Annotated in this window: 24 protein-coding genes; 10 read left to right on the top strand and 14 right to left on the bottom strand. The window is 60.4% G+C overall.

Annotated elements, in window-relative coordinates:
• Positions 1-495: 495 nt before the first annotated feature.
• Positions 496-804 carry a hypothetical protein gene (locus ACSBOX_RS06130; protein ID WP_442545253.1) on the bottom strand — a complete coding sequence of 103 codons (309 nt, stop codon included), beginning with the start codon at positions 802-804 and terminating at the stop codon, positions 496-498.
• Positions 805-1129: 325 nt separating this feature from the next.
• Between ACSBOX_RS06130 and ACSBOX_RS06125 the strand changes: the two genes are divergently transcribed.
• Together ACSBOX_RS06125 and ACSBOX_RS06120 are read left to right on the top strand one after the other, a co-directional pair.
• On the top strand, positions 1130-2011 hold the full coding sequence (locus ACSBOX_RS06125; protein ID WP_442545252.1) for a hypothetical protein: 882 nt from the start codon (positions 1130-1132) through the stop codon (positions 2009-2011).
• 398 nt (positions 2012-2409) lie between these two features.
• A complete protein-coding gene (locus tag ACSBOX_RS06120) occupies positions 2410-3396 on the top strand; it encodes a hypothetical protein (RefSeq protein ID WP_442545251.1) in 987 nt (328 codons plus the stop codon).
• Positions 3397-3822: 426 nt separating this feature from the next.
• Here the strand turns inward: ACSBOX_RS06120 and ACSBOX_RS06115 are convergent, their stop codons facing one another.
• The gene (locus ACSBOX_RS06115; protein WP_442545250.1) at positions 3823-4602 is read right to left on the bottom strand and encodes a hypothetical protein; all 780 of its coding nucleotides are present in this window, start codon (positions 4600-4602) and stop codon (positions 3823-3825) included.
• A 272-nt stretch (positions 4603-4874) separates the two neighbouring features.
• Here ACSBOX_RS06115 and ACSBOX_RS06110 point away from each other — a divergent pair, with 272 nt between their 5' ends.
• Positions 4875-5471 (top strand): hypothetical protein, encoded by a 597-nt coding sequence (locus ACSBOX_RS06110; protein WP_442545249.1) that lies wholly within the window; start codon positions 4875-4877, stop codon positions 5469-5471.
• 163 nt (positions 5472-5634) lie between these two features.
• Here the strand turns inward: ACSBOX_RS06110 and ACSBOX_RS06105 are convergent, their stop codons facing one another.
• Together ACSBOX_RS06105 and ACSBOX_RS06100 are read right to left on the bottom strand one after the other, a co-directional pair.
• Positions 5635-6975 (bottom strand): HEPN domain-containing protein, encoded by a 1341-nt coding sequence (locus tag ACSBOX_RS06105; RefSeq protein ID WP_442545248.1) that lies wholly within the window; start codon positions 6973-6975, stop codon positions 5635-5637.
• A 936-nt stretch (positions 6976-7911) separates the two neighbouring features.
• Positions 7912-9192 carry a Y-family DNA polymerase gene (locus ACSBOX_RS06100; RefSeq protein WP_442545968.1) on the bottom strand — a complete coding sequence of 427 codons (1281 nt, stop codon included), beginning with the start codon at positions 9190-9192 and terminating at the stop codon, positions 7912-7914.
• 905 nt (positions 9193-10097) lie between these two features.
• Between ACSBOX_RS06100 and ACSBOX_RS06095 the strand changes: the two genes are divergently transcribed.
• Positions 10098-10271, top strand: coding sequence for a hypothetical protein (locus tag ACSBOX_RS06095; protein ID WP_442545247.1), 174 nt, complete (start codon positions 10098-10100; stop codon positions 10269-10271).
• A 474-nt stretch (positions 10272-10745) separates the two neighbouring features.
• On the opposite strand, the gene ACSBOX_RS06090 is transcribed toward ACSBOX_RS06095, so the two are convergent.
• On the bottom strand, positions 10746-11885 hold the full coding sequence (locus ACSBOX_RS06090) for a DNA translocase FtsK (RefSeq protein ID WP_442545246.1): 1140 nt from the start codon (positions 11883-11885) through the stop codon (positions 10746-10748).
• A 561-nt stretch (positions 11886-12446) separates the two neighbouring features.
• Here ACSBOX_RS06090 and ACSBOX_RS06085 point away from each other — a divergent pair.
• From ACSBOX_RS06085 to ACSBOX_RS06075, 3 genes are all read left to right on the top strand, one after another.
• The gene (locus ACSBOX_RS06085; RefSeq protein ID WP_442545245.1) at positions 12447-13766 is read left to right on the top strand and encodes a sensor histidine kinase; all 1320 of its coding nucleotides are present in this window, start codon (positions 12447-12449) and stop codon (positions 13764-13766) included.
• Positions 13759-14445 carry a response regulator gene (locus tag ACSBOX_RS06080; protein ID WP_442545244.1) on the top strand — a complete coding sequence of 229 codons (687 nt, stop codon included), beginning with the start codon at positions 13759-13761 and terminating at the stop codon, positions 14443-14445. The genes ACSBOX_RS06085 and ACSBOX_RS06080 overlap by 8 nt, the downstream gene beginning before the upstream one ends.
• A gap of 201 nt (positions 14446-14646) precedes the next feature.
• Positions 14647-16233 carry a DUF2079 domain-containing protein gene (locus tag ACSBOX_RS06075; protein WP_442545243.1) on the top strand — a complete coding sequence of 529 codons (1587 nt, stop codon included), beginning with the start codon at positions 14647-14649 and terminating at the stop codon, positions 16231-16233.
• A gap of 408 nt (positions 16234-16641) precedes the next feature.
• Here the strand turns inward: ACSBOX_RS06075 and ACSBOX_RS06070 are convergent, their stop codons facing one another.
• Together ACSBOX_RS06070 and ACSBOX_RS06065 are read right to left on the bottom strand one after the other, a co-directional pair.
• The gene (locus ACSBOX_RS06070) at positions 16642-17190 is read right to left on the bottom strand and encodes a DM13 domain-containing protein (RefSeq protein WP_442545242.1); all 549 of its coding nucleotides are present in this window, start codon (positions 17188-17190) and stop codon (positions 16642-16644) included.
• Positions 17191-17200: 10 nt separating this feature from the next.
• Positions 17201-17692, bottom strand: coding sequence for a hypothetical protein (locus ACSBOX_RS06065; protein ID WP_442545241.1), 492 nt, complete (start codon positions 17690-17692; stop codon positions 17201-17203).
• A 244-nt stretch (positions 17693-17936) separates the two neighbouring features.
• Between ACSBOX_RS06065 and ACSBOX_RS06060 the strand changes: the two genes are divergently transcribed.
• Positions 17937-18860, top strand: coding sequence for a hypothetical protein (locus ACSBOX_RS06060; RefSeq protein WP_442545240.1), 924 nt, complete (start codon positions 17937-17939; stop codon positions 18858-18860).
• Between the two features lie 138 nt (positions 18861-18998).
• Here the strand turns inward: ACSBOX_RS06060 and ACSBOX_RS06055 are convergent, their stop codons facing one another.
• The 5 genes from ACSBOX_RS06055 to ACSBOX_RS06035 all read right to left on the bottom strand — a co-directional run bounded on the left by ACSBOX_RS06055 (position 18999) and on the right by ACSBOX_RS06035 (position 21533).
• Positions 18999-19430 (bottom strand): LexA family protein, encoded by a 432-nt coding sequence (locus ACSBOX_RS06055; protein WP_442545239.1) that lies wholly within the window; start codon positions 19428-19430, stop codon positions 18999-19001.
• 68 nt (positions 19431-19498) lie between these two features.
• Positions 19499-20170 carry a hypothetical protein gene (locus ACSBOX_RS06050; RefSeq protein ID WP_442545238.1) on the bottom strand — a complete coding sequence of 224 codons (672 nt, stop codon included), beginning with the start codon at positions 20168-20170 and terminating at the stop codon, positions 19499-19501.
• A 7-nt stretch (positions 20171-20177) separates the two neighbouring features.
• Positions 20178-20405: a hypothetical protein gene (locus tag ACSBOX_RS06045; protein ID WP_442545237.1), complete on the bottom strand. Its 228-nt coding sequence runs from the start codon at positions 20403-20405 to the stop codon at positions 20178-20180.
• A gap of 176 nt (positions 20406-20581) precedes the next feature.
• On the bottom strand, positions 20582-21136 hold the full coding sequence (locus ACSBOX_RS06040; RefSeq protein WP_442545236.1) for a hypothetical protein: 555 nt from the start codon (positions 21134-21136) through the stop codon (positions 20582-20584).
• A 22-nt stretch (positions 21137-21158) separates the two neighbouring features.
• Complete coding sequence (locus tag ACSBOX_RS06035) at positions 21159-21533, bottom strand: DUF7793 family protein (protein ID WP_442545235.1); 375 nt, start codon at positions 21531-21533, stop codon at positions 21159-21161.
• Positions 21534-21569: 36 nt separating this feature from the next.
• Between ACSBOX_RS06035 and ACSBOX_RS06030 the strand changes: the two genes are divergently transcribed.
• Both ACSBOX_RS06030 and ACSBOX_RS06025 read left to right on the top strand, forming a co-directional pair.
• A complete protein-coding gene (locus tag ACSBOX_RS06030; protein ID WP_442545234.1) occupies positions 21570-22232 on the top strand; it encodes a helicase associated domain-containing protein in 663 nt (220 codons plus the stop codon).
• A 316-nt stretch (positions 22233-22548) separates the two neighbouring features.
• Entirely contained in the window at positions 22549-22914 is a 366-nt protein-coding gene (locus ACSBOX_RS06025; RefSeq protein ID WP_442545233.1) for a hypothetical protein, read from the top strand.
• Between the two features lie 708 nt (positions 22915-23622).
• On the opposite strand, the gene ACSBOX_RS06020 is transcribed toward ACSBOX_RS06025, so the two are convergent.
• Complete coding sequence (locus ACSBOX_RS06020; RefSeq protein ID WP_442545232.1) at positions 23623-23802, bottom strand: hypothetical protein; 180 nt, start codon at positions 23800-23802, stop codon at positions 23623-23625.
• A 171-nt stretch (positions 23803-23973) separates the two neighbouring features.
• A complete protein-coding gene (locus tag ACSBOX_RS06015) occupies positions 23974-24408 on the bottom strand; it encodes a hypothetical protein (RefSeq protein WP_442545231.1) in 435 nt (144 codons plus the stop codon).

Raw genomic sequence — 24408 nt, 5'->3', positions numbered from 1 at the left:
CGCGCACCACCGGTAAACAGTCACGGCTTCGTTTATGAAGTGTCGGCCGATCCAGACCTCATCGACAGGTCCTGCGTTCGAAACACTTCCGCCAAGGACGTTATTGTCCAATAAACGTATGATGTCGAAGTGGCTCTGCGCATCTAGCCATAGGAAAAGCACACGGCGATCCGCGGTCGCCTTGTGAAGTTTCTGCACGTCCGATGTGGGTAAGCCCTTGAGCTGGTCTGACACAAACGTCGTAACGTACTCGTAGTCCGAGGGGTCATATTCGAATCCGTCGTCAACTTTGAGAAACATGCACTGCCCGGCAGGGAGAGGGTGACGCACCTCTGCGTATATCACCCCAGCCGCTTGCATGGCCTGTAGCGTGTCGAACCACGCAGGACGATGCGCTTCACTACTAAATGCGTGCTCTTGCCATCGCTCCGTCTGGGCCGAAAAGATGTTCAGGCGCTAAAGTTCCGCGACCCAAATCCCCAACTGATGACGTATTTATCGTACGTTTCCTCCACCGGCAACCATAACCAACCACCCCTTTCCGACGCCCTCAAGCTCGACGGCAAGGTCTGGAAAGCTGCGATTCCACACCGCGTTGTCATGGAGTGTGTCTGTCTTTGCGATCGTCGTAACCTCAACAGCAACGGTCGTCGTTCCGTCGAAAAGGTCGAAGTCGTGAGTTGCAGGAGGTGCACCGACGATATCCCTCGGAATAATTTGCCGCGTTTCGGCGCCAAAGACGGCACGCACTACTTGGGCAGCACGAAGTTCGCGATCGTCGAGAGACGAGTTTCCTTTGGCCATACCGAAATTTAGCAGATTTGCCTCAAACCATGGGCAATTACTACTCCTCGTTCCTACTTGCAACCGTCACCATTACATAACAATGCAACGATCGTGGACGTGCCGGTGAGAGTACGGGTACAGGAAAGGGGCGGACGCACACTCGCCGTGCGTCCACCCCTCAGAAGACCTGAGAGCTGGAGCTCGCGCCCCAGCCGCCAACTCGACCCCGCCATGATATTGAGGCGGACCCAGGAGTCGCGTGCCCAAATGGCATTTGACAGCGCCTCGGGCTGATCGCATATAGGATCGGGGCTGAGACTATCGCGATCGACAGGAGTTTGCAATGACTTCACTTGTTGCATGGGTTGCCGGTCACACCAAAGGGCAAGCATCACTCAACATTGCAACGGATAACAGAATTTCGTGGAGCACGACACACAACGGCAAAGTGTCCGTACTTGACACCTGGGACCAGGGCCGAAAGGTGTTCGCCTCGAAGCGCTATCCCATCATTATTGGATACTGTGGCGACGTACTATTCCCCGTTATCGCAATACCGGCCCTACTTGATCGCGTCGACGTCGGCGGCACACCTGAGAATTACGTCCGATCGGAAGAAATTTCACGCGTTGTAAATGCCTTGATTGGTCGCTTGAAGTCTGGCTGGAAGGCTTATCCCAGGAAAGCACTCCTCACGGTCTACATCGGGTATCGAGAAGACCGATCGATACCAGCGCCCGGGAAGAAGGAGGATCCAGCCTTCCATTTGCTGCGATTATCCACCTCTGAGTCACGTAGTTGGACTTGGAACATCAAGCAAATACAACTTCCCAACAACTCGCACCTGTTGGCTTCCGACGGGTCGGGAGGGAATGCAGTCAAGGCCCACATAGAAGCGTGGAACGCGACGACTTCAGGTCACACCAGCAGGGCCATCTACTCGGGCTTTGTCGACGCGATCCTATCCGGCATCGATCCGCTCTCGGGTGGGGCACCACAACTGGCCAGTCTCTACCGGAAGGGCTCGGGCAGGTTGTTGGGAATCATCCACAAGAACACTGCCTACTACGCGGGCCTGCCCGTGGACGGCCGAGACGACTTGTCGTCTGTTGAGTTCCGGAATGCAACATTTGAGCGAGTCGACAGCAGTGGCCGTTTGCTTAAGGGAGCACAAAAGCAAGAACGCCCAGACCACGTTCCGCCCGCGTTGACGATAAGCAGCTAATCAGGCAGCAGGCTTCTCGTCTTCCAAACGGGTCTTACCGCGAGAAGCAGGTCGAAAATCAATTGTTTGGCCATTCACAAAGGTCCCGATAGCGCGTGGCCTACAGATCGAGTGTCCATTCCACCACGTTCCGCAGCTGATTAACCTGTTAGTTTTCCTCGTCGTGCGAAGTACATCCTGATGAACGCCCATCCCAACCCTAGAGCGCTAAGTTTGACCCAGCACCACTGAGGCCTTACGTGCGGCGGACCGCAGCAGTCCCGAACATGACGAGGAAGGGCCCCTCCCCCGGTCTCGGCGTCCAGTTCACCCTCCGGTCGGATCGACAGGGAGCCAAGGATCGACTCGAAGCATCCTGGCCGACCATGCGTTTTTGGCATCTCTGCGAGAATGCTGTCGTGGATGCAGTAAATAGGAAGTCACCGACGCAGCTCATCAGCGTCACGAATCTATCGAGCCGAGCGCTGGTGCCCTCGCAAATATACGACGAGGGCATGGAGGAATGGGGTAAGGCGTCAGGGAACCACATCTACCTAGTCGCGATCGGCCCGCGGGTGAACGTAGTCTCAGCGACAGTGGACGCCGATGGCTGGAGGATCGAAACGGAGTATTACAAGGACGGCTGGCGACCGCGTGCCATTCGCCTCCCGGCGTCCATGTTCCGATCCGCTGACGCGTCCGTCGCGGACGGAGTGCTGGTCCATCGCGGCGACGACGGCGAGTCGCGCTACACGGCGGTACAGCTGGCGCGGAAAGCCCTCGATCTAGCACGCACGGACGAGTCTCTTCGTGCGCGCAGCTGGAAGAAGCACACGATTAGCAAGTTCTTCGACTACTCGGTCCACTACATCGGCCAAGCATATGGCAGGAAAGTCCGCAAGTCGGCCGCCAAGCGCCTCGCTGACGGGCACGAGGACCTCCAGAAGGTGCTCGCCGAGGTCAACGACTACCACCGCAACGCTGACGTTGGGGTGATCATGATGGACTCGCAGGTCCAGGGCCGGGAGCTCTTCGGCTCGATCGGGCCCGCAGGAAACGAGGAGCTGGGCCGGTTCGCCGCGAATCTTATTGCATCTCCGGACGGACCGCTGGAGGACAAGGGTCTCCTGATCGACGCCGCCGAGGCCATGCTAATCCGCTACATCCAGCCGAAGATGAACGAGAAACTCATGGAATTCCCGCTGAAAGACCGACCGGGCCTCGTGAAGTCCCTGCTTGACGAGGGGATCACTCATCTTGGCATCCAGATCGACCTGGGGGCCAGTTATGCGATCCTTCACGACCCTGCAGCCGGGACGTCGAAGAGCCAGCATCGATTCGCGGTCAACCTCTCAACCGGCGAGCGAGAAGTGGCAGGCGACGCCCCTCTGGCGTGGCAGATGTAGTTGGCTCTCCTCGTCGATCTGGCCGGCACGGTCCAGGGATGCGCCGATTGACTCGGCAGTCCAACGTGGACTTTGGCTGGGCAGCGGGGATCTGTCGCGGAGGCCAGTCGAAAGTGATTGAGGAAGCATCCTAGAGAAGAACTATTCGGCCCGCATTGGAGCGCCCGTTAGCCCGTCCCCACCGCGACACCCCTTGCCCGCTCCCTTGTGAAATTCGGCGCTTCGTGGTGGCATTCTTTGAGCCGTAGACGCCGCGAGTGTCGGCGACAGATGCCCTCTTGCATGACATGGGTTATGCCGCAGGTAAGTTATCGGCGAGCTAGCCGACGTCCTGCTGCATTATGTCCCAGACTTCCTGGCGCGCTGCAGGGAAGTCGAATTTACTACCGGACATCTGAGCCGTAACTCGCTCAAGAGGCCACTCGGTCAGCACGCCGTAGCGAGCCGAGAAGATACCCAGCCGGTCGATGTTGTACTGGTTTGAGTAGTCCAGCAGCGCATAGGCGAGAAGCTGATACACATTATTGGGTTCAACACGTCAGGGCGAAGTCCCGCCTTGTTCTTTGGAGCAAGAGTGGTCTTAACGTCGATTAGCAATCCACCCGCGACGAGGTCAGCTTCCGCGGCGATGCGTCGAGTAGGGCCGAGCTTCGAGAGATCGAAGGTGGGGCCAAGGCTAAAGGGACCTGTGAGCGTCGGAATAAGGCGTTCTTCGGAGAGATCTCTCAATGCGACTAGCTCAGCGACAGCGGCATCATCGGCTTGCTCAAGCATCGTGTCAACGGTGAAGTCGCCGCTATAGACCAGATCGGGTACAAGAGGAGCCCAGGCTGCGCCTGCCCGGTGGGCGCTGACGCAGAGGGCGAGAGCCCAGGCTGCCCGAGCGGCTAGTTCGCGATCGCCCGACCGGCCGACCAGGCCAGCGAGTTCGTGGACAACCTGGTGGTAGGTCGTGTTGAACGGATAGAGGATGAGCGCCGACATCGGGGTCTCGTCAGGCTCAAGGATTAGACGGATGATCAAATCGACAGCAGTTCCGACGTTGCTGGCGTTTGCCCCCATTGAGTCGATGACTAGGTCGCCTGCAAGTGCCTTATATTCAGCCTGAAGCGGCTTCATATTGGGAAAATTGGTACGGACATATTGGCCGATAGAGGTCTTCGGGTCTGTGACGTCCTTGCTGAGGAACCCTGTGGTGTTGAACATATTTTGACAATAGCTCGGAGAACCGACAGAGCCCGCCTGAATCAATGCCTACGTATCGCCATTCAGGGGTGTCCCCCTCCCTTAGAGTCAGAATGGCAATGATCAGGCGTCGCAGCTGAAACTTTCGGCACGGGTCGCTATCGTTTTCTAAGGTGGCCCACACTGCGACCGCTGCATACCGAGACATGCATCCTTTCTTTTTTCCTTAACACTTGTTGAAACGGACAGTGGCGTCGGCCGTTGGCGGTGCCGGTTGTGGCATGCTCCAAACTATGGACAAGACCGACGCAACATCTGAATTCATGGACGACCCGCAGGATTGGGAAACACTTCGTGAAGCCCATACCGCTTACAAGGCCGCCACCTCTCCGGCATACGATGAGGTTCTCCATGAAGTTGCGCTCCGTATCCGCGCCACCGGGAGCATCGGCAAAGCGGATATCGGCGCTCTTCTGTTCTGGAAACGGCTCCGTGCCGACACAACCTGGGTCCGCGGTCTAATGACCATGACCGACCAGGAAATACGAGAAGTAACGAAGAAGGCCGTGTCCGCAGTAAGCGACGATTCACTGCCAGTGCCTGCGGCGGCAGCCAGCGGCCGCAGTGCTCTGTCGCCGCTCCCAGGATTCGTTAGAGGAGACGCGCTGGCTTCGGCCCTGCTGCTGGCCGCAGCACCCGAGCGTATGGCGGTCTACGATCGACGGGCCCAAACCGGATTGGAAATCTTGGGCCACACCCTCTCCCCCGCGCCGGGCCGCTATTCACGCTATATGGATCTTGTAGAACGCCTCCGATCGATGGCCAACCGGCACGGAAACAATTGGTCAGCCAGAGATGTCGACGTAGCACTTTACTGGCTCGGCGGTTAGGGCCGAAGCCCGGAGCCGTTGTGGGATGCTCGTTTTATCTTGGCCGACGAGATTCCGTTTACGACCACTGCATTCCGACTTGTGATGGGCCGTTACCCTTCCGTTTACGGATCCTCGAGAGCAGAACCGGCGTCAAGCGATTCACGTCGAGTAGGCGGACAGGTCATATCCTTTCGATGGCAACAAACGGGCGAATGTACGTGTCCTCGAGGATTCGTTGGGTAAGGACAGCGTGGTCTACGCCGAGCTCGCTTGCAATCCAAGCCCGGAATAGCAGCACGCATTCACGCCAACCATTGGCAATGTCGACCGGTTGGGGAGCGGCCCGGTTGACGTGCTTGAGGGCGTTGTATGCGTCGGCGATATCTTGGGACCAGTTGGCGTTGGCCTCTACGAAGGGAAGAACTCCATCCAGGTCTTGAACAATCCGATCAAGCCGCGTTCTGAAATTCATTCGGTTGGCCGTGGACTCGGATATCCCGTCATCCCGAACAGCGATCAGATATCCCAGGGCTTCCAGACCAATTGCCACCTGTGACAGGCGTACCTCTGTGGATAGATTCGCCAAATAGAGACTTGAAACGGCGGGGTCAAAAGCGCGGGAGAAGTCCTCTCTGAGCTGGATCCAGCGGGAGATCCCGTCCGGTCCCAGCTCCGCGTATTCAATGAGGTGCGCAGTTCTTGACGTATCTTCTTTGGGTAATGATGAAGTGTTGTCTATAACGTCCAACCATTGCTCGCGCGTTCCGACGCTGCCGGTGAGTCCCTGCACTGGGTCATCGGAGCGCATCACTCGCTCCGCGATCAAGGATTCTGAACGCCAGCGCGATACGGCTAGAAGGTCACGAAGGGCTCGCAGTGCGCCGAAGTGGGTGTGCCAAGTCGCTTCGTTTTCTGTTCTATGCTCCAAACGGACTGAATCTCCGATTTCTAGCGAATGCAGCGTCCTTGACTTCGTATATGTGGGGCGGAGCGTAAGGCCAGAATCGGGAATGGTGATTGGCTCGGGGGGAAGGAGCTTGATGCTTATCTGCTGCATTCCAGTTTCGTCGTCGAACGAGTGCGTCTGACGGATGCTCGTTGTTCCGAGCCAGAAACGCAGGCCCGACACTTCACACTGCAGACCGTTTATTTTTGCGTAAGACAGGCTTGAGGCCCCGAGGATTGCAGCCCCGACAGAGATCCGCCCGGTGCCGATGAACAGGTTGGTGTCATAACCGTCAGAGCGGCATCCGAGCAGGGTAATCGGCCCATGCGAGTCACGGAAGATAAGTTCGGACGGACACTCAGGTTCGGGCAGGGTCTGGTCGGGGTCTTGGTCTGGGTAGAAGGCGTCGTTGGTGAACCATCGGCCATACTCGGGATTCTTCCCTGAATCCCAGTGCATCGAGACATAGATCCCATCTTCCGAGCGTTCGACAGTTGCGCTGATGTCCGGAGTGTCTGGGTTTTCGTCAAAGAGGCCGCCATGCCGACGGTCACCGATTTTAAGTTCGTTGGTCATACGGAAATTGTCCGCTACTGACTCCGTAATTTTGGGATCACCCCCCAACTGGGCGGCCCGTCGTCTGGGTTGCTTGACGTCGAGGACTTTCCAGGCCTTATGCATGGCCGTCAATAACTCCGACGCCGTACCACGCCTCGCGCGACTCAAGCACACTGTGAGGGAACTATTCCAATGTTGGCAGCTCCATCTGGGCCAATCGCTTCACGGCTTCGGGGGTCACCCGACCCCGTTCCTTGTCCAAAGCCACCCTTAACTGCGCGGCGAGAATGTTGCGGCGCACGTGCAGAGCCATTTCTTTCCGTGACGCTGGATCTGTCCGCAGCTTCCCTTCCGGAGTCCTCAAAGTGTCGAATGGTGATGGAAGCTTCGGGGGCGTTAGCTGCGCAAGTCGGACTACCGCCTCCGGCGTCTGTCGTCCCCGGACCTCGTCCAAGGCAACTCGGAGTTGGGCCGCAAGGATATCGCCGTGTATCCGTCGAATGGCTTCCTCCCTGGAGGCTCTGGCCTCCAGGTCCGCATTAGACATTGCCTCACCCCTCTCAGTCCGATGGGTTCATCATCTCCGAAAGCTCCGTAACAGCCAAGGGATTCGCGTCACCGGAGACGCGCCCTCTGCGGGATGCGCATCTGGATGGAAGCCCGCAGCGGGCGCGTCGGAGGACTGCACGGGGCTACAAACCAAACTCTCAGCACAGGGTTTCGGAGGGTCAAGACCACCGATATGCCGAGTTATAGAAAGTTATAGGCGGTTATGGGGATTTTCATATAGCCGCCTATAACTTTCTATAACTGCCAGATGTCACGTCCGTACGCGCAATTGTCTGATCGGAAGGGTGGCATGAACACTGGCCAAGGTGCTACTCCCCGGTGTTCTACACGGCGGCTGTATCCGGGAAGGGCTGCTTGAGACGGTGATGCAGGGCAGCTGGGGGTTCAGGCGGCTTTGACAAGGGGCAGTTCGTCCCAGTGAGTGGTGTACCTGGGTGAGAGCATGTCTCGTTTCATGGTCCAGTCCGGGCCGCCCTTGATGCCGGCGTGCCCGAGCCCGATGGAGCCGCGGCCGTATTTGCCAGCCACTTGTTCCAGGAGTGGGCCGATGCCGCGTTCCTCGTGGACGTTTTCGAACAACTCCAACGGTTTTTGGTTCCCGCTGGGGCGCAGGTCGGTGACCATGATTCCGGCGCGGACGTATTTCACGCCGTCGTTGATCCGGGGGATGAGGGCGTGGGCGGCTTTGGTGAGGATTACCGGGTCTGCGGTGGGCATGGGCAGTGCGACGCACGCGGAGGGGTAGGACGTGTCGCCGGGGCTGTAGTAGGAGGTGCCGGCGAAGGCGGTGAGCACTTTGGCTTGAAGGTCGTGTTTGGCCAGGCGGGCGCTGGCCTGTTGCGCGTACACGCTCATGACCTGGCGCAGGTCGGCAGCGGTCGTGATTGGTTTGGAGAAGGACCGGGGGAAGATCAGCTGGTCCCGGCCTATCCGTTCTTCTTCCATGGGAATGCAGGGGGTGCCCTGCAGCTCGAGGACGGTGCGCATCATCACCACCGAGAACTTGTCCCGGATCGCCACGGGGTTTGCCTTGGAAAGGTCAAGGATCGAGTAGATCCCCATCCCTGCCAGGCGTTTCGTGAGCCTGGTGGCCACGCCCCAGATCTCACTCACGGATAGGCGGGACATGAGCGCTTCGCGCTCGGCCGCCGGCACGGATTCCCACCGGCACACCCCCTCGAAAACGGGGTTGTGTTTGGCCCATTTGTTGCTGAGCTTAGCCAGGGTCTTCGTGGGGGCGATGCCCACGCAGACGGGCACCCCGATGTGGGTCCGGCAGGCGTCCTTCATGGCTCGTCCCAGGGCCAGCAGATCCTCTCCGGAGCCTTTGACGCCCAGAAAGCACTCATCGATGCTGTAGACCTCCTGCCAGGCAGAGTACCGGGCCAGGAGCTCCATCACCCTGGCGGAAATGCTGCCATAGAGCTCGTAGTTGCTGGACCTCGCCACGAGCCCCCATTCCTTGGCCCGGGGGGCGAGCTTGAACCACGGCTCACCCAGCACGATCCCGAGCTTCTTGGCCTCGTCGGAGCGTGTCACGGCGCAGCCGTCGTTGTTGGACAGGACGATCAGCGGTTTGCCTTCGAGGGAAGGATCGAAGATCCGCTCTGCCGAGGCGTAGAAGCAGTTGACATCGATGTGGGCGATTTCCTGCATGCGGCGCATCACCGCGGGCTTATGTCGGTAAGTGGCGTTATTCATATTGGCGCTATTCCTCGCGATCAAGCCCGAAGGCGCGCGCAGCTCGCCACTTGCCCGCGGCATCGTCGCATATACCATGCGACTTCCAACCTGGCCCGCGCACAACACGCTCTTTTCGAATATATATTCGATTTCTAAGTTTAGCGCCGAGCACCGACAGCGCGCCTTCACCACCATGTTGCATCCTCCGCGCATCGCGGATCCCTTGCCGTCCTATACCCGCCGTGGTGAACAATGGGAACGCTCTTGGCCGCACGTAAGGTTCGATATAAAGGGCCGCACTCCAAGAACGCCCCCCATTCCTGGTCCGGATCAGGGAAAAGCTACAAGGTATGAACCCGCGCAGTAGCGTGCACAGTCCGGGCAGTCTGCCACACCTACGCTTATTGACAACCGAACAGCCGACGAGTCCACTTAGCGCATGGCATCTAAAGAGACGGACGCGACACTCCGGATCGCGGGTGGCCTGGTGATCATCGCTCTCGCCGCCACATCGCTGTTCCTTTATTGGTATCCAGCGACTAGCGACCGGGACCCGACGCTCGGAAATCCTTTCGATCCTCGCGGCCGTCGGACAGCTTGCTTTGGCGATCGTGGTCATGGTCGGGAGGACCAAAGCGGGGCGCCTTGTGCTGACCCGCCGGCGGTGGAAATATTTCACGCTCGTCGGGCTCGTCTTAGTGACAATCATCCTGAGCATGGTCGCGCAACCCGGTCTTGACCGTCCGGGGGGCCACCCGGACCTGGCGATATTCCCAGTCCTGGTTAGTGGGTTCGTTGCCCAGCTATATGAACCGGAAAGCACCGCTCAATCCAAGCTATCGGACCTCACCGATCGTGATGGCAGGGCCTGGAGAAGAAGGTCCCTTGTGCTGGTCCTCATCGGAGTCGTTGTCGGAACCATCGCCGGAATAGGGGCAGCGGTCGGCAACATCTTCGCGCTGCCGCTGCTTATGCCGATTGCAGTCCTTTCCCTCGTCTTCGCCGCTGGCATCTGGTTGATGCTCAGGACAAGGAATCGGCAGCTGAAGGCGAAATCGTAGGGTCATCGCATGATGCTAGCTCGCCGGGGCCGCCGCCGAGAGGGAACTCTTCGCAGCCACGCACTCCCGGATAGCCGCAAGCTGCGGCGCCGCATCGCACGTCACCTACCCAAACTTGGGAGGCCCTTATGTCCAAAAGCACTTCGACCGCAAGCGGACGTTAGCTTGCCAATGACCTCACTGATGCAACCTCAGGTTTACTGCTTGTCACCATGCTTGTTGCGATCTGCCGCGGTTGCCGACGCCTATGACGGAGGCTATTTGGAGGAAAGCTACACGGAGGTCCACCAATAGACTCAGCCAACTCCAGACGTATGCGGCTACCGAGTGAGCCGAATCACAGGCGGAGAGAATCTGCGAGGATCCCCGCCATCAGGACCGCCGGCACACGGTGCCTCCGCAGCCGGTCGAATCCGGAAGCCCGCAGGCTCCCCCTCAGTCAGATCCTGCCTGGCCGGGGCCAAACTCCGCGTTTTATGCGGTCTGCACCCCAGGGGATGGGTCATTCAAGGCAGTCAGTTCCTCGTTCTGCGCGTCGGGGACCATTCCCAGGGCCATGTAGCCGTAGGTGCAATCGGAACTCGAATCCGCAAGTGCCCGAAATCTCAGTCCCGCTCCCGAGAGTGGGGTTTCTTCGGGTACAAGAAAAACCCACGAGATGTCCAAGCTGAAGCCTGGTTGCCACTGGGTGTCCAGCGACGGGTTTCCCGCAACCCGTTCGAGACGTTTTATCGGATCGAAGTTTCTTTGCTCGGAATCTTGCAGGGTGATCTCGATGGGGTAGCCATCGGAAAAGTACAGCGAACTCTTGCCGGTATTCTTCACAGCCGAGCGAACGATAATGAACTTTCCACCACGTATCGATTGAAGTTCCGCGTCCTCGCTTTCGTCGGAAGCGGACAATGCCACAGAGCGGCTTTCGGAAACATGAGGGCTCTGGATTAGGAAGCCTGTTTCCTGGATGTGGGCCGCTGCTTGTCCAAAACTTCGCTCAAAAACCTTACCTACGATGGCCGCCTTTTCAGCTCCCAGGGGTCGCTCAAGTACATCGCGAGCTTTTATCCCCTCGCTCGGACCAACTACCGCGCAGGCTTCAAGCCATGTCATTATAAGCTCTGCCTTCGAGCGGTCTACGCGCAGCTTCCGCTGGACCATAGACGAAGATCCAAATTGGGTATCAATCACCAGTTCAGCGGCTTCAACAAGCTGGGCCCGGAAGGATTCGAAGGCATTGTCGCCACCGTCCGACCCGTCGGCAGCAAGGAACGTCTTGGTAAGCTCCACAGCCTCATCGATAGATGGGGGAGCATAGTTGGCATCTTCGACAACTTGACGAGGGCGGTCAACTAGGTTGTTCGGTCTGGAAGAGATGGGGGCGGGGGCCGGAGCCACCGACGGGCCGGCTTCCTGTTGGAAAATTGCGTTCTGTTCGCGAATGAGTTTGTTCTGTTCGCGCATCGCGTTGGCTGTCAGACGGGTGTTCCGGGCGATCTTTTCCTTATTCGACCGGAATCCGATTAGACCGCCGGTGAACGCAATGCTTACTGATTTGCGGATGATGCCCATCGACGGATGTCCCTTTCGAAAACGTTCGGCCACGGTCGCAACCGACACAAATATATCTTCCCTAAACACGATTCGGGCCGACCGAGACCGCTGTCGAATGGCGCCTTACTCTGCCAAGTAGGTCATGCGAGTCGTGTTTAGCGCCTGCTCATCAAGCATCCGCTCGTCACGGACATAGCATCCCTTGATGCAGTGAAAGTTCCCGCTAAACGCAGTTCCGAACATTATGTTGGTAAGAAGCGTTATTCATTTCGGTGGTATTCCTTGGGATCAGGGCAGCGGCGTCCCCGCAGGTAACACCCGGCCCTTGGTGCCGACCTTTACCATGCGACCCTCAGCCTGACTGTGTGCGACACGCCTTCTTCGAATATATGTTCGATTCTTAACTCTAGCTCCGGGCACCGACAGGACACGGACTCCACCATGGTGCATCTGATGCAGGATCAACGTCGCACAGCAGCCCCACGTCCCCGTTTTCGAGAACCGCGGAGTCGTCCTTGGCTTACGAGTGGCCTCCCGTTCTAGCCCTGCGGCTATTTCCGATAGCCGCAGGGCTAGGAAATCTTGAATCCGGGGCGGTCCTCGCCGCGGGCGGGATAGCGTGGATTTATGAGGATTCTTCGGGGGTTTGCACGCCAGTGGGGTGCGCTAGTTGTGGCGGCAGCCTACCTTGCGTACTGGTATTTGTACCTCACGCCCAGTTACGGGGGTTTCTGGGGCTGGCCGGTAGCCCACACGCTGATCATCTTCACGGCGGCAATCGCGGTCTCTGCCCGCTACCCTGTGCTGTCGCTGGCGGCAGTGGGAGGGTTCCTCTTGGCGCAGGGCATGCATTGGGTGAATCCGGTGTTTTCCGAATTTTGGACGATGAATCTCGCTGTCCCGTTCGCCGTGTTCTTCGTCGCCTATAACGGTGACCGGTGGGTCCGCTGGGCCGGGCTCGGGCTGTCGCCGGTTTATGCCGGTGTGATGTCGTTCCTGTTGCTCTCCCGGCAATACACGGGGTATTCGGCCGGTCAGGGTTTCGTGATGATCAACAATTGGGCGGGCCCGAACGCAATGGTCAATTATTGGGCAGCCGGCGCTTCACTTTTGCTGGTGATCATGCTGGTCTGCTGGCTGGCCGGCTATTTGATCCGTAATTTCGAGGAACGGGCTCTCCTGGCCAAAGAACGCACGGCCGCCCAGGCCAGCCTCCATGCCGCCGAGGTGGACCTCATTGTCGAGCAGGAACGCAGCCGCATCTCCCGGGACCTGCATGATGTCCTGGCCCATTCCCTCGCCGTGATCGTGGCCCAGGCGGACGGCTCCCGGTATGTCAGCCGCGAGTTGCAGCCTCCCGTCCGGTTAGCTCTGGAACACATTTCCAACTCGGCCCGGAAGGCTCTGGTGGAGGCCCAGCGGGTCATCGACGGCGGCGTGCGCGACGGCCTTACCGCGCCCCAGCCCGGCCTGGGCGATGTGGGCGCACTGGTGCACGGAATGGCTGGCCAACTTGCGCTTTCCCGGACCGTCTCCGGCACCCCTGTTGAACTGGGGGCGGGCCAGCAACTGGCCGTCTACAGGATTGTGCAGGAATCCCTCACCAACGCCCTCAAACATGGTGAACTTGGGGCAGCCGTCAGGGTTCATTTCGATTGGAGCGGCCCGGGGCTGGCCATTCAGGTCATTAGTTCCACCGCCGCAGACCGGGAGCGCCAGGACGCCTCTACCATTCCCGGGATGGGTCGGGGGCTCCCTGGAATGCGTGAGCGAGCCCGCCTGGCCGGCGGCTGGCTGACGGCCGAGCCCGACGACGGAGAGTTCCTGGTCAACGCTTTCATCCCCTACGGCCCGCCTGTACTGTCCAGTGCCGCAGGGCCCGGCGAAGAAGAAGCTGCTTCCGTCCCGGCCGAACTCGCCGGACTGGGCGGTGACACCCATGAATGATTTCGACGGCGATGCCCGCATCCGGGTTGCCCTGGTCGATGACCAGGTCCTCTTCAGGGCCGGCCTCGAGATGATGGTTGAATCCCAGCCGGACATGATCTTTTGCGGGAGCGCCCGCGACGGGCAGGAAGCGGTCGCCATTGCAGGCTCCTTGGCGCCGGACGTGATGCTCATGGATCTTCGGATGCCCGTCATGGGCGGGGTGGAGGCAACACAGCGGATTGTCACCTCGGCACGCGCTGGAGGGGCCGGGAAGCCAAAGATTATTGCACTCACCACCTTCAACCGCGATGAGGCAGTGGTGGAGGCCATCCGTGCCGGTGCTAGCGGATTCCTGCTCAAGAGCGCCGAACCGGAATTCCTTCTCGCGGCCATCAGAACGGTGCATTCCGGCCACGCCGTCATCGCCCCGGGCGCGGCCCACGATCTCTTCGCGCACGCCGCGGCCCCGGCACCGGCGGCCGGACCGGATCTTGAATCCATCGCGGAACTCACCGCCCGCGAGAAGAACGTGTTCCTCCTGGTGGCCAAGGGCCTGAGCAACGCCGAGATCGCGGCCAATGTTTTCGCCTCGGAAGCCACCGTGAAGTCCCATGTGCGCAGCATCCTGGCCAAGCTCGGTGTCCGCACGAGGATCCAGCTGGTGGCCTTCGCCTACGAGCACCGGTTGTTGGGCTGATGCCCATCATGCCGGGTTCCTCAACTCGACCGGCTTAGTGCCGTGTAATGCCGGGCGGACCCAGCCTATTCAGGGCTGCCCAAAGGGCGATGCCACCGAAATAGGGCTCGTTCGTCATCAACCACATCCCCGGGGTGCTCCGGTTGATGTGTGCTGCCCGAAAACAGGCAAGTCGTAAAGCCATACCAGGGGGAATTGCTCGTGTCAGTGGACATCGTGAAGGCAAGCAGGAATACGGCCGGCCCATCCCGGCACCGGAATAATCCCCTGAGACCGGAAGGTCTCCTGCGCAGGATTTACTTTCTGTTTGGCCCGGACCTGCGATGGGTGGCAGCCCTGGCCTTGGTCGCCGCCGTGCTCTACTCCACTTTCTCTTTCCAACGGTTCGCCCGGTTCCAGTCGGCCGGTTACGATTTGGGCATCTTTGACCAAGTGGTGCGCCAGTACTCCCGCTTTGCCCCGCCCTACAGCCAGATCAAGGGCACCGGCGTCAACATCTTGGGCGACCACTTCCACCCGATCATCGCTGTGCTCGCGCCGCTGTATTGGCTGTGGGATGACCCCCGAATGCTGGGGATCGCCATGGCAGTACTGCTGGCTGCCTCAGTGTTCCCTGTCTACCTCTTCACGCGCTCCCGGCTGGGACGGGTGCCGGGATTTCTGGTGGGCGCTGGTTACCTGTTTTGGTGGCCCTTCCAAGGCCTGGTTGCCTTCGACTTCCACGAAATCGCCTTTGGCGTGCCATTGGTGGCATGGATCATCCACGCACTGGACCAACGGAAATATCGCACGGTGACGGCGCTCTGTCTGGTGCTCCTGATGGTCCGCGAAGACATGGGTTTCGTGGTCATCGCCGTGGCCCTGGTTGTCCTGCTCCGCCGGCGGTGGCGGCTGGGAACGGGCCTGTTTGCATTGGGACTCGGTGCCTATTTGGTGGTGACGGGTGTCGTCATTCCGAACTTCAACGCCCACCACACATTTGGATACTGGCAATACTCCGATCTAGGACCCACCCTGGGGGCCGCCGTCGCCTTCCTTTTGAGCCACCCCCTCAAGATGGTGGTCCTGCTGTTCAACAACGAATCAAAACAGCTCCTGTGGGGCACCCTGTTTGTCCCGCTCGGCCTGCTGCCGATGGGATCGGCCTACACACTGCTGGCGGCGCCCATTCTGCTCAGCCGACTCCTCAGCGACAGACCGGGTACCTGGAGTACAGCGTTCCAATACAACGCAGTGCTGGGTCCGATCCTGATAATGGCCGCAGTCGATTTGCTCGCCAAACTCATCCGCCACGGCAAGCCCCTTGCCTGGCTGCGCACCTTGGCACCTGCCGTGTTCTTGGCCGGAGTCCTAGCCGGAACCGCGTTGGCCTTGACCCTGTTTCCCGTCCGCCAGCTGTTCACGACCGAGGCCTGGACTGCCACCCCGCATATGGAGGCCCAGCGACGGATCGTAGACATGGTGCCCGACGGCGTGCTCGTGGAAGCGGACGACCGGCTGGTGCCGCACCTGACCAATCGCACATCCGTAGGGATGATCGGACGCCAGTCCGATACCGCCTCGTGGGCGATTGTGGATTTGACACAAAACAACTCCGGCGGCGGCGGGGACGGGAACTACACCCCTGACACGGCACTGAAATTCCTCACCTCAAAAGGATTCAGGGAAATCTACAGGGAGGACAACATCCTGCTGCTCCAAAGAACACCGAGCACCCCGGCCACCGAGTCCCGGAGACCGGGACTCGGCGACCAAGGCAGGAGCATGTCGGAAACAGGGACTAAATGAACAGCCGAGGGACCCGTTTCCGACAGTGGCTTCCCACCTGCAAAGGTGTCCTCGTCGTGATGCTTGCGGGCATTCTGGGCTTTTACTTCGGCTCCAGATTCTGACGCCTAGCACAATGACCCCAGGTCGTCTTTGGCGTTCCGATGGCTAAGGTTGAGGTATTAACCGGAGTTGCTGTCCTGTACTCCCATATGACACTCCAGCACGCCGTCAACTTTCGGTGGGCGCCGGTATCAATCGAGAGCCATGCCCGATCACCTTTCCGATGCCCGCCATGACGGTGGCTATTTGGAGGAAACCTACACGGAGGTCCGCCAACAGAGTCCACCATGTTGTATCTGACGCGAGGCTGGCTGGGCGGTGCTTCCCACCCACAGGCTGGCCGTGGCCGCTCACGTCATTACTGGCCTACTTTACGTCCGAGCCCGGGGTCAGGTCGGCCGTCCCGTAGGCAACGCCCGTCCGCGAGTCCATGATCGTGACGCTTCGGATTCTGAAGGGCGGGGACGGGGGCAAGTTGAGTGTTTGGGAGCCGGGCCCGGGTTGCAACTTGCCACCGATGTCCAAGAACTTCGGGTCTTCGACCACCATGTCCCCCGAGGTGTATTTGGATAAGGCTCCTTCGTTGAGGATGACCTTCAAGTCCGGATTCGGGGCTATTGAAAAGTTCTCCAGCGTGAGGGTGGCACCTGCCTCTGTTTCCGCGATGTGCACGACCCCCACGGTCCGAGTGCCTTGGCTAATGAACCGGCCCGTCAACGGGGCATCCCACGAGGCGGCCACCGATGTCGGGGCTGCTTGGGGGCTCGACGCTCCGGACACCGCATTGGTTGAAGTGCCGGACGCGTTTTCCGGTGCGACATAAGTGCAGCCGGCTGCCGTGACGGTAACAGCGGCGGCCATGAGGATTCGTCCGATGAGGTTGGCGGTGTCTGGCCGGTAGTCCCGTTTCACCATCGTTTCCCCCTTAGAACCGCGCGGCCGGAACGACGGCGGGGACCGGCCGGATACGCAGCGCCATGATGGCCCGAATGATCATGAGCAAGTTCAGCCCGAGGCTGCCGTATTGCGGTGCATGGTTCCCCGCCGGGGACGTCACCAGCCCCAACAGCAGAAGGACCACGGCAACGCCGGCCACCGCGGCTGCGGTAATCAGCGGGGCCTTTGACGTCGTCTTACGGGTGAAGAGCAGCCAGATGCCGGTTCCGAGGTAGGCAGCGGCACCGACCGCGTACACTGCGGCAGACGCAGCGAAGAGCATGTCAGTGGCGCCGCTGAAACGACCCAGCAAGGACACGTCTAGGCCTGCATAGAACACGGCCCCCGCGGTGAGGATGAGGCACGAGACCCCAGCCGTCGTCCGCAGCGACCGTGAGCGTTTCATCTCCAGAGAAGAGAGCGACACCATCGGCCCGTACGATTGCGGCAGGTCATTGTTCTGCGGGTAGTAACCACTCATCAGGCGGGTAGTAACCACTCATCAGGGAAGTCCGTTTCAGCGCGCGGGAGCACCCACTGCGCCCCAATGCCGACAACCTACCAGTTAGTAAACCGAAAGTGTCATGGAAGATTGCCGAACCCCGGGAATTAACGATCCATATGGCCGAAGTCGGGCACCGGTGGTCTTGAGGGGGCGCGGCGTGCACCGCCCGGCCCCGGCACCCGTGGAATAGACTTCCCGTGGTTCTACGAGAGGTGGGGGAATGAAGGATCGACAAGGGGATGATGTGCGGGTCGAGCACGTCGGCGAGGACGTGCCCTCGGCGCCACGCGAAGTAGTCGGGGGCGACGGGGAGTCCTGGTCTGTGGCCCTGCCTGACGGTCTGCGCCTGAAGGCCAGTCCGTACCTGGCGCACCAGCCGCCGGCTTGGCCGGGCAGTTCCTTGCGGCGAAGGATGCTGCTCACCGCGACGGCTTTCGCCGTTGCCCTGACCGCTGTGGTGATCGCCGCAGGGTTCGGACTCGGCGTAGCACTGGCGCCGTTCACAGCCGGGTCCGTCCGAACAGGCGGCGCCGTGACCAGCCAGCAGCCCCACACTGACAAGAACCACGACTACTGCACACTCGGCGTCGCCTACACCCTGGGCGGTCAACAGCGGCACGCCACCGTCGAATCCGGCCAAGCCTGCAAGGCATCTCTCCAACCCGGCACGCAGGTCCAGCTCGCGCTCAACCCCGACAACCCAGGTGACATCGCCGTCCTCGGGCACGGGTATCCCCGGGAGAACGCATGGAAGGGCATAGCCATCATCGCCCCCATCATGGCCGTGATGCTGGGCCTGTTCCTCCTGTTTTGGGCATTTTCCTATCGCAGCACAAAGCGACTGTTCTCCCAGGAGACGCGATGGTACAACATCATCGCCACGGTCCGGGGTCGGACGGAGTCCAGGAGCGGCACGACGTTGTACCTGGAAGCCCAGGACGTCACGGGGAATGACCGCATCTTCACCATGCTCTTCAATGACCGAGGTCCACGGCCGAAGCCAAAGCCCGGCGATAAGCTCGACTTTGCCCTCCTCGGAGACGGAGCGGCCCGGGCTGCCGCCTCCGTCAAAGGCGAGAATCGGCTCCACCTCGTAACCTTCTCGGTTCCCAACGACTTCCAACTACGCGCCCTCGGCCTATAAGGCCCAGTCCTGCGCACCCTCGTTGGCAGCGCCGCCCCGTGACGTTTGCCACTTTACGACAGCTTCAGGAGCGCCGGACATCCGAAGGATCGGACTGCATGAAAGCTGAGCACGGTGAATTAGATGCAATTCCGCGTATTAGACATAGTGAAGGCACCTGACCGCAACACCCCAGATCCGAAGATCCGAAAGTTCGGGGACACGGATCGGCGGGTATTTGGGGTTGTCCGCTTGCAGGATCACCCCCGCCGTGGTGATCCGCAGCCGTTTGATCGTCAGTTCTCCGTCGAGGATCGCGACGACGACGGAGCCGTCCTTGGGCGTGAGTGCCTTATTCACGATGAGTTCGTCACCGTCACTGATGCCGCCCGGCTCCATGGAATCCCCGGCCACCCTGACGATGAAGGTGCTGGTCTTGTCCTGAATCAAGTGTTCGTTCAGGTCAAGCTCAGAGGAAAAATAGTCCTGGCTCGGGGAAGGGTAGCCTGCCGGTACGGCTACCGGTGCCACCGGAACGTGCCCCGGAGGCGCCCCCGCGTCTATCATGCGAGGGTCCAAAGCAAGACTCATGACACACCTTTATTCGAAAATATGTTCGAATAAAGTCTAGCCGCTCACTCTGACATTCGGGACGGACATCAGCCCTGTCGGGCGGAGAGGACCTCACTCACCCGTTTCAGATAGCTGCGAGCGTGAGACTCCCACCAACTCTGTGGATCATGGGCAAACTTGTCGCCAGCCTTGAGTTCGATGACCATTCCTATTGTCAGGGCGCATCCTGTTGGCGTGGGTTCGAGCGTGTAGCTGGTCCGGGTGTTGGCCTTGCCGGGTGCGAGGGGCCGTGTTGTGGCCCACTTTGGACTTTCCTCACCGATGACTTCGATGATTGACGCGGTACCGTCGCGTCCGATCAAGCATTGCTGCTCTCCTACCCCGGCTGGGGTTCCCGGGACGGTGAAGGCTCGTTGGGCGTCTGTGAGCAGGACAGCGCTTTGGACGGGACGGATCAACGACCAGACCGTTTGGGCATCGTAGTCAAACGCCTCGGTGGCCTGCACACTGTATGTCGTGGGTGGAGTGGCGGCGTTAGCGCGCTGAGTTTCTTGCGCAGCCTTGACTGCCCGCTTGTGCCGGGTGTTCACAATGCCGGCAGCCACCGCCTGCATCAATGCAAGGACAGAGGCCACCACTATGATGCTCAGCCCTACTTCCGGTTTGCCGAAGTAACTAATCGTAGAAGCGAGCACGGCGATGGCGAGAAAGCCGGCAACAAAGAGGATATTGGTGAGGACCTTCGCGAACATGATCACGTGGCCATTATGACCGGCGGACCGGTGCATTCGGGGTGTAGCCGCGCATGACTGCCATGTTCGCCAGCCGGGGCGGGTGGTTCCTGCTCCAACTTGGAGCAGGAACCACCCGGACTTCGAGGATCTGACGTGGATCAATGGCTTGGCGGTGTCGGTCTTCGGCGGTCTTGGCGGCGGGCCGGTGGTCGCCGGAGCGCATCGGCTCGCCGGTGCCGGTACACCGCTGCGGGGCCACAGTGTTCCCTCGGGCCGCCAATCCAGGGCGTGCAGGATGTCCGCGACTGTCCGGCCGGCCAGAATGAAGTCCCGGCAAGAGCTGGCAATGTCTTTGGGCGTCATGCAACGCAGGGCGAAGCTCCGGTAGCGGATCTCGGACGCTGCGGTCTTGGAACCAGACCGGGGCGCGCGAGGCTATTCCGGTGTGGTGGTCGTCCGCAACTCGGGAGTCGGCATTTCGTCGTTGCCGAGGTAGATCACGGTAGTTTGGCCCAGGCTCGTCAGAGATGCCCGGTAACCCGGCATATGGAGGGTGACGGCGTCGTGGGTCTGGCCATTGATGAGCACTTGCACGGCGGCGGGCGTCGCCAGTGCGACTCGTTGTTCCTGCTGGAGGGTGATCTGCAGACCAAGTGGCCGGTCCGGGTCAGCGGCGGTGGCGCCGGCTGCCAGCTCGGCGTAGGTGCTGAATTCGATCAATGCGCTGCGCAGCAGGTCGCGAGGAGGGTGGTGGGCAGGCGGCGGGATTAATTCGCCGATAGTGCGGACCCGCGCTGCGAGCTGGTGGTTGACACGGTAATCAATGTCAATGCACGTGACCCGGTCATCGACCCCTGCGCCGCTGATGCCCAGTGTGGCGCCGGGCACCGGGGTCGCGAGCACGCCCACAGGTTGTCCGAACCGGGCAAGCATTTCGGCACGGCTGGGGACCCGCCGTCGTGGCGTATCCCCAGCGTTGGCGAACTCCATGTGGTTAGAGTACACGCATCAGTTAGGCGACGGATTCTTCCAACGCCTCTGGAACCGGCAACCGATTCAGCCATTCCCTGGCTTCCTCGACGGACGTGAAGTACGCGTGCGGACACTTCTGCTCACGCAACAGGGCCGCAGCCATCACCCGGTCGACCACCGTCGCCCCGACCAGCGCCACAGCGGACACAAACCGCGCCCCCTGCAGCGTCACTCTGGACTCGAGACTCAAACACACGTCCACGACCTCGACGAGGATCGGTTGCAACCGGCCTCCAGTCACGCCCCGGACGGCAGCGACGACCGCGTGAACATCGGCGGCCGACACAGACGAGCCCGGCGCCCACCGCACATGGAAGGTACCCTCCGCATCCACATTCAGGCGATTTTCGTGCATCCATCGGGGACCTCTCCAAGCCAACGCAGTGGCAAGATGACACCCATCATGGACAAGCGGTTCCGGCGCGCCCCTGACTCGGAATGGGTGTTGATGTACCGGCTCGGGCTGAACCGCAAACGCGTCGCTGACTTCGTTGGCGCCGAGCCCGCCTCCGTCGGATATCACCTCGTCATCGGCCGCCGCCGGGACCCGGAGCTTGAGGCGGTACACCTGGCCGCGGCCAGCAACGAACCGGGGCTCTCCCCCTTGAGTCTTGCCCGCATGGACGAGATCATCGCCTGGATTGAAGCCAACGGCAGACTCCCCCGCGAACGCTCGGAAGACAAGGAGGAGCGATCAATGGCGCGGTGGCTCTCGGACCGCCGGCGCGAGGCAGCGCAAGGCAGGCTTCACCCAGCCTATGGCGAGGGCGTTGCCCGAGTCCTCGGATGCGGCTGGAACCCCAGAACAGCGGCCGAGGAAGCCAGGTGGCACCTTCGGCTGGCCCAGCTCGTGGACTTCCGCGAACAAGGCAACGATTGGCCCCGCCACAAGAAGTGCGATTCTGAGCCAGAGCGCACTCTCGGCGTGTGGATGCATGCGCAGCGGCAGAAGCACCGTCGCGGCGAGCTCGAAGCTGAAAAGGTCAAACTTCTGGACACCGCCATTCCCGGTTTGCAGGCCGGAAGGACCAGGGGCCGCCCTCCTCGGCGCTGACGAACTGTGAACAGGTGGTTACGTTGCTTGCCGCTACAGGTTCTGCTCACCTGATCTGCTACCGCGAAGAGCCCCCGGGTAGTGCCGACCTCTCAAAAACACGATCCCTATCGACAGTCCGACTTACGGTATTCGTCAGACCCATCAGATACTCTCAAAACTGCTTGCAGAATCTGTCTCTCACTTGGGGTTACATTTTGCCAGATACTGCCGCAGGATCAGCAGCGGTCAGGAAGAGTGCCCGACAAATGCCGCATATCGGCTATGCGAGGAGAGGGAACCCCGCAGCCGGTAGCCACAACCGAAAGAAGTCAAAGTGAATCTCGAAGCCCGCGTCTCAGAAGCAGTTGCAGCAGTCGCCAACGTCTACGCCGAATCCCCCGCCGACTTCCTTGCCCTTTATGAAGCGGCCGCAGCCGAGCAGGCCAAATACGGCGTCGGCTCTGAAGATAACAACGGCGCCCGCCAGGACTGGAACGACGCCCACGTAGATCTCTCCGGGAAGATTGGAACGGCTCTGGCACCTTTCGGAATCGACGCCGGCAACTGCGTGGACTACGGCGTCTACAGCATCAACGGGGAGGACATCTACATCGAAAGCGAGCTGGGCGGTGTCCGAGCCGATTACGAAGAGCAGATCTCCGGCCTCATCCAAGCGGCCCTCGAAACCCAGAACGGCTAACCAGCAGGGACAGCACTTTTCCTCGCTCGCGCGGGGGTTCCACCCTTGGTGTTCCCTTCCGCCCAGCCAAGACCTACCCAGAGTAGGCTCCAGCCGGGCCTTCGGGCGGTGACGACGCCGGTGGCACAAACCGTGCCGTAGGAGTAGCGGTCCAGGGCACGTCCGGGAATTCAGTCCGCCAACCCCAATCGCGCTTAGTGAAGACCACTTACTCGACGTCCTCTCCGTTCCACACATAGTCCTCGGCTCCACGATCCGCCGCGGCGTGGTCTCAACATCGTGAAGCGCCGTACTCATCTGGTCGATCAGCTCACAGCGAGCTCCAAAACGGCTTTGACAAGATGCACGGTCTCTCACCGGCGACCTTGGACGTGGAAATCTTCGGCAGCGACGACAGCGTGCAACTGTTTCACAAATACGACGAGCTGAGCCTGCAATTCCAATACCAGGCTGATGACCCCAATGGCCCCGCGCTATCATCCACCTGCGCAGCGAGATGACGTCGATCAGGGAGAATTTCATCCTCCTCAGCTGCCGAGAAATCTCCGCCCAGCCCCGGGCCAGCTGCACTACGCAGACGGGAAAATAACGCGGGTGGCATCAACTAGAGTCCGCTGTTAGCCTTCCACTCCTCCGCCGCCACCCGCTTAGTGCTGCCTGAGTGCGCCCAGCCGAGGTGATACTTCCCGGACACATCCAGCCACTCGATCAGCCCGTAGCTGCGCGACCAGGCCACGGCCTTGCCGTAGATGTCGCCAACCTGGACGAGGGGCGGCCGTACTTGGGGAAGTCCCGAATCGGCGAGGTGTCATCCATCGGCCGGTTCTTGTCGGCGTCCAAGCGCGCCATCATCCGGTCCATGCCCTCGGGAGAGCCTGCCTTGATCACGCCTCAATTTTAGGGCGGATCCTGGACGTTTATCGAACACACGTTTTCCACATACTTGTCTACATGTGAACAAGTATTCGATAGCCCCCCACTCCAACTCTTAATATGGGGGGCCGAAAATCAGGCTCCCTGACACCGTCCTGCTTGGCGGCGACATCGGCGCGGAACCAGCTACTCCTGATCCCCGGTTTCGCCATCGTCGCTGATCTCGCCTGCGGCAATTCGTTCAGCGGTGCGCCGGTACGCCTCGGCGATGTAGTCCTCGACGTCCTGCCGGCCGATGCGCCATATGTCTTTGCGTAGTTTTTCGTGGCGGCCGCATCGGCGGCAGTCCAGGAAGAATGCCGGGTTCTTGCGGTTGCAGTAGTCGCAGAAGGCTGCGCCGCCATGCCGGGCAACGACTGTCCGGGTGCGGCCGCAGTCGGTGCAGGGCTCTTTTGCCCGCCCGCACGCCTTGCAGAGGGCTTTACCTGCGCTGGTTCTGTAGCCGATGATGCGGTCTTTGCCGCATAGGCTGCAGCGTTCTTTTCGCCTGCGGACACGACCGAAAAGACCCTTGTCCAGCTGACGTAAACAACGATACGATTGGAGTGTAAAAGACGTCAT

Source organism: Arthrobacter sp. KN11-1C (assembly GCF_052180225.1).
Lineage (GTDB): Bacteria > Actinomycetota > Actinomycetes > Actinomycetales > Micrococcaceae > Arthrobacter.
This window is presented reverse-complemented; position numbering and strand designations above follow the sequence as displayed.

Coding starts and splice junctions, on each gene's coding strand:
- ACSBOX_RS06130 (WP_442545253.1), bottom strand. CDS start 804: ATGGCCAAAGGAAACTCGTCTCTCGACGATCGCGAACTTCGTGCTGCC.
- ACSBOX_RS06125 (WP_442545252.1), top strand. CDS start 1,130: ATGACTTCACTTGTTGCATGGGTTGCCGGTCACACCAAAGGGCAAGCA.
- ACSBOX_RS06115 (WP_442545250.1), bottom strand. CDS start 4,602: ATGTTCAACACCACAGGGTTCCTCAGCAAGGACGTCACAGACCCGAAG.
- ACSBOX_RS06110 (WP_442545249.1), top strand. CDS start 4,875: ATGGACAAGACCGACGCAACATCTGAATTCATGGACGACCCGCAGGAT.
- ACSBOX_RS06105 (WP_442545248.1), bottom strand. CDS start 6,975: ATGACCAACGAACTTAAAATCGGTGACCGTCGGCATGGCGGCCTCTTT.
- ACSBOX_RS06100 (WP_442545968.1), bottom strand. CDS start 9,192: ATGCGCCGCATGCAGGAAATCGCCCACATCGATGTCAACTGCTTCTAC.
- ACSBOX_RS06085 (WP_442545245.1), top strand. CDS start 12,447: ATGAGGATTCTTCGGGGGTTTGCACGCCAGTGGGGTGCGCTAGTTGTG.
- ACSBOX_RS06080 (WP_442545244.1), top strand. CDS start 13,759: ATGAATGATTTCGACGGCGATGCCCGCATCCGGGTTGCCCTGGTCGAT.
- ACSBOX_RS06070 (WP_442545242.1), bottom strand. CDS start 17,190: ATGGTGAAACGGGACTACCGGCCAGACACCGCCAACCTCATCGGACGA.
- ACSBOX_RS06065 (WP_442545241.1), bottom strand. CDS start 17,692: ATGAGTGGTTACTACCCGCAGAACAATGACCTGCCGCAATCGTACGGG.
- ACSBOX_RS06060 (WP_442545240.1), top strand. CDS start 17,937: ATGAAGGATCGACAAGGGGATGATGTGCGGGTCGAGCACGTCGGCGAG.
- ACSBOX_RS06055 (WP_442545239.1), bottom strand. CDS start 19,430: ATGAGTCTTGCTTTGGACCCTCGCATGATAGACGCGGGGGCGCCTCCG.
- ACSBOX_RS06040 (WP_442545236.1), bottom strand. CDS start 21,136: ATGGAGTTCGCCAACGCTGGGGATACGCCACGACGGCGGGTCCCCAGC.
- ACSBOX_RS06035 (WP_442545235.1), bottom strand. CDS start 21,533: ATGCACGAAAATCGCCTGAATGTGGATGCGGAGGGTACCTTCCATGTG.
- ACSBOX_RS06030 (WP_442545234.1), top strand. CDS start 21,570: ATGACACCCATCATGGACAAGCGGTTCCGGCGCGCCCCTGACTCGGAA.
- ACSBOX_RS06015 (WP_442545231.1), bottom strand. CDS start 24,408: ATGACGTCTTTTACACTCCAATCGTATCGTTGTTTACGTCAGCTGGAC.